The 3,491-nt window shown below is 55.4% G+C and carries 4 protein-coding genes; all 4 read left to right on the forward strand.

Features of this window, described 5'->3' with window-relative positions; genetic code table 11:
• Nucleotides 1–129 precede the first annotated feature (129 nt).
• The 4 genes from ACQRCA_RS08275 to ACQRCA_RS08290 all read left to right on the forward strand — a co-directional run bounded on the left by ACQRCA_RS08275 (nt 130) and on the right by ACQRCA_RS08290 (nt 3,431).
• Nucleotides 130–618 carry a hypothetical protein gene (locus ACQRCA_RS08275; protein WP_138374554.1) on the forward strand — a complete coding sequence of 163 codons (489 nt, stop codon included), beginning with the start codon at nt 130–132 and terminating at the stop codon, nt 616–618.
• A 38-nt stretch (nt 619–656) separates the two neighbouring features.
• The gene (locus tag ACQRCA_RS08280) at nt 657–1,424 is read left to right on the forward strand and encodes a GntR family transcriptional regulator (RefSeq protein WP_427719866.1); all 768 of its coding nucleotides are present in this window, start codon (nt 657–659) and stop codon (nt 1,422–1,424) included.
• Nucleotides 1,409–2,122, forward strand: a complete 714-nt coding sequence (locus ACQRCA_RS08285) for a GntR family transcriptional regulator (protein WP_427719867.1) — start codon at nt 1,409–1,411, stop codon at nt 2,120–2,122. The genes ACQRCA_RS08280 and ACQRCA_RS08285 overlap by 16 nt, the downstream gene beginning before the upstream one ends.
• Before the next feature lie 193 nt (nt 2,123–2,315).
• A complete protein-coding gene (locus tag ACQRCA_RS08290; RefSeq protein WP_427719868.1) occupies nt 2,316–3,431 on the forward strand; it encodes an SIS domain-containing protein in 1,116 nt (371 codons plus the stop codon).
• Nucleotides 3,432–3,491 lie beyond the last annotated feature (60 nt).

Below are 3,491 nucleotides of genomic sequence, written 5' to 3' on the forward strand. Positions count from 1 at the left end.
CCCGCCCCTCGTCCGTGAACTTTTCCGCTGGGCGAGCCATAGACACCACGCACCGATGCAGTAAAGCGGCGGCTTGAAATTGGTGCTATATTCAACTTGAGTTGTTTAATACTAGTACGGGAGGCTGATATGGGGCTGTTCAAGAAGAAAAACCCGCAGGATGCCTTTGATCCCGATGTGTTTACCATCACGGATACGATTTTGGACCCGCCGCGGTTTACGTTTTTGCCGGCTATCTACCAGGATGCCACGCGTCGCAAGTGGGCCGTGCATCAGCGCGGCGGCGAGCCGAAGATTTTTGACTATGCGGACGTTTTGCAGTGCGAAGTGGCCGAGGCGGGCGATCCGGAGGCCGAGGAAGTGGTCTCAAAACAGGAATTTGCCCAGCGTATCCTGGCAAATCCTGCCAAGGCAGCGAAAATAAACGCTGCCAAGCGTAATATGTGTCTTGGTATGGGCGTTGTTGTGGCGGTTCAGACGGGAAAAGACGAGGTTTCCAAATTAGAGATTCCCGTTATGACCGACGAAGTCAAACGCGATTCAAGTCTATATAAGTCGTATCGGAATGTTGCCGAGAAGATCAAGGCCGAATTTGATGCCATGGGAGGGCTGGTCTAATTTTGGCGGCATACGTTTCTGAATGAGGAGTCTGTGCAATGGCAGGCGAATCTTATGCAATTCCCCCCAAAGATCGTGCTGTTGAGGGAATTCTTTGGTATATCCAGCACCACCAGCTTGCCGGCGGCGATCGCCTGCCGGCCGAGCGCGTGCTGTGCGAAGAGATCGGCGTTTCGCGTACAGCGTTGCGCGCCGGTATCACGCGGCTCATCTCTTGTGGAACGCTCGAGAGCCGTCGCGGATCGGGTACGTATGTGTGTCCTCCCAAGCCGCTGAACATCTTCCAGGAAACGTATAACTTCTCCGATGCTGTGCGGACTGCCGGCCTGCACCCCTCTTCTCGTCTGGTTTCCACCGGGACCATCGAGGCGGATGAGGCGCTTGCCGACAAGCTTGGGGTGTCTGTAGGCGCTCCTTTGCTCCGCATGCAGCGCGTTCGACTTATTGAGGGCGAGCCGGCGTCAATCGAGACGGCTCACGTTAACCTGTCCCTGTGCCCATCGCTTACCGAGCACGATTTTGAGTGCGAGAGCCTTTACGATGTCTTGCTCAAAGAAGGTGGCGTGCGTGTTGAGCATGGACGTGAGCATATCTCCATCTCGCGTTTGAACGCCGAAGAGGCCGAGTTGCTCCAGCAAGAAGAGGGAACGCCGGTGTTCTATGAGAGCACGATCGAATTTGATAAGGACATGCGTTTTGTGGAGCATTGCAAATCGGTGATTTTGCCCACAAAGTTTCGCTTTGCCGATAACGGCGAAAAGAACGGAATGAGAAGCGTGGCAGGTGAACAATGGCTGAAACAGTAGATGCCACCCCGGTTTATATGCGCATTCGACGCCGCATCGAGGAACGTATCGAGCGCGGTATATATCCCACGGGTTCCATGATTCCGTCCGAAAAAGACCTCGCCGAGGAATTTGGTACGACACGCTTGACCATCCGAAGCGCTGTCGATGAGCTGGTTCGGCGCGGGCAGATTCGACGCGTCCGCGGAAAGGGCGCGTTTGTGGCGCAGAAAGTACCCGTTGCCTACGAGCGAACAGGAGGCTTTCGCGAGTCGGTTCGTGCTTCGGGCGGCGAGCCGTCCGTCCGTATCCTCGCGCGTTCCAAGCGTTATGCGGGCCCATATTATGCCAACCTGTTTGGCATTGCCGAGGACGATTTGTTGTATTCGATTCGGCGTTTGAACTGCGTCAACGGCGATCCCGTATCGATTGAGATGGCGTTCATCCCGTGCCGGCTGTTTCCCACAATCGAAGATATTGACGTGTCGGTCTTCAGCTTGTACGAGACCTATGAGATGCTAGGCCGAAAGCCGGTCATGGCTCAGGAGAAGCTCGATATCGAGGCGGTGGGCGCACGCGACGCGGGCTTGCTTGGCTTGGAACAAGGGGATCTTGTTTTGCTTTTGGAATGCGTGAGCTATGACGCGAGCGGTCAGGCTATCGAGTATGTAAAGTCCTTCAATCGTGGCGATGCGGGCGGCTACACCTATACGTACTAGCTGGGGCTTTGCATCGCGCGCGGTAACAGCCGGTCTGTTTGGGCAATTTGACCGACTGTATATACAACCTTACATAGCTCAAAATCGACCGTTCGCCGAAGGGGATAAATTAATCGACAAAGAGGTATCAAAAAGCCGTAACCTGTAACTGTGATTGGTATCAAATACTAATGATTTGTTACGAGGTGAGACGATGAAGATGCTCGATTACGTTCAGCTTGCCCATGTGCGTATGGGAGAGAACCTCGAGCGTTCGTCTGAGCTGGTAGCGCAGCTCGTTGATATTTTCCAGTCCGGTTCTTTTGACGCGCTGCGCATCGTTGCTTCGGGTTCGTCGCGCCATGCTGCGGATTGCGCCCGCGATTACCTGCAAGATGCGCTGCAGATGCAGGTGTCCGTTGTGACGCCCGAGGCCTTCGTCGATTTTGAACACACCTATCCACAGCATGCGCTCAACATCGCCGTCTCGCAGAGCGGCTATTCAACCAATACGATTGCGGCGCTCGATTACATGTGCGCACACGATATGGCTGCAGTTGCGCTCACGGCAAACGTCGAGGCACCCATCAAGGAGCACACTGACATCGTTCTTGACTACGGTGTGGGCGTCGAGTCGGTGGACTTTGTGACTCTGGGCGTTGAGGTTCTCGTTGAGTACCTGGTGCTCTTTGGTATTTACGGCGGTCAGGCGCGCGGAACGATTGACGCCAAGGGCGTTGCCCAGCGTCTTGACGACCTGCGCGAGGCTATCCATGCCAATGCCGTGATGTGCAAGACCGCCGAGGCATATGTTCAAGACCACATGCTCGATCTTTCTGAGCACACGCCCGCCATGGTCGTCGGCAACGGACCCAACTACGGTGTTGCCGAGGAGGCGGCGCTCAAGCTGAGCGAGACCATCAAGATTCCTGCCATGCACCACGAAGGCGAGGAGTTCGTCCACGGTCCCGAGATGCAGATTGTTCCGGGCTATCTGGTGTTTATCGTCGACGATCCGCAGGGGTCGGAGCGTCTTGCGAATATCGCCGATGCGCTATCGAACGTTACGGCAAAAACGGTGCTGCTCACGGCCCATCCCAAGGGTAAGGCTCACGAGGTTGTGGTGCCTCAGGTGGCTCCGCTGCTCAGCGCAATTCCCAATCTTGTGTTCTTCCAGACGATTGCGGCAATGATCGCCGAGCGTCTGAAGTCATGGGACGTGCACCCGTATCTCGATGCCGTCTCCAAGCAAATGGAGGTCAAGGCAGAGGGCTACGAAGAGTCAGTCAATGCGCTTAAGGCCAAAGCGGCTGAGTGTTACGGAATGTAAGCGGGTTTTGATGCCCGTTGGCATGGGGGATGTGAAGACAACCCCAGAAAGGAGAGACAA

It is taken from the genome of Collinsella sp. SGI.095 (assembly GCF_050314535.1).
In the GTDB taxonomy this organism is placed as follows: Bacteria; Actinomycetota; Coriobacteriia; order Coriobacteriales; family Coriobacteriaceae; genus Collinsella.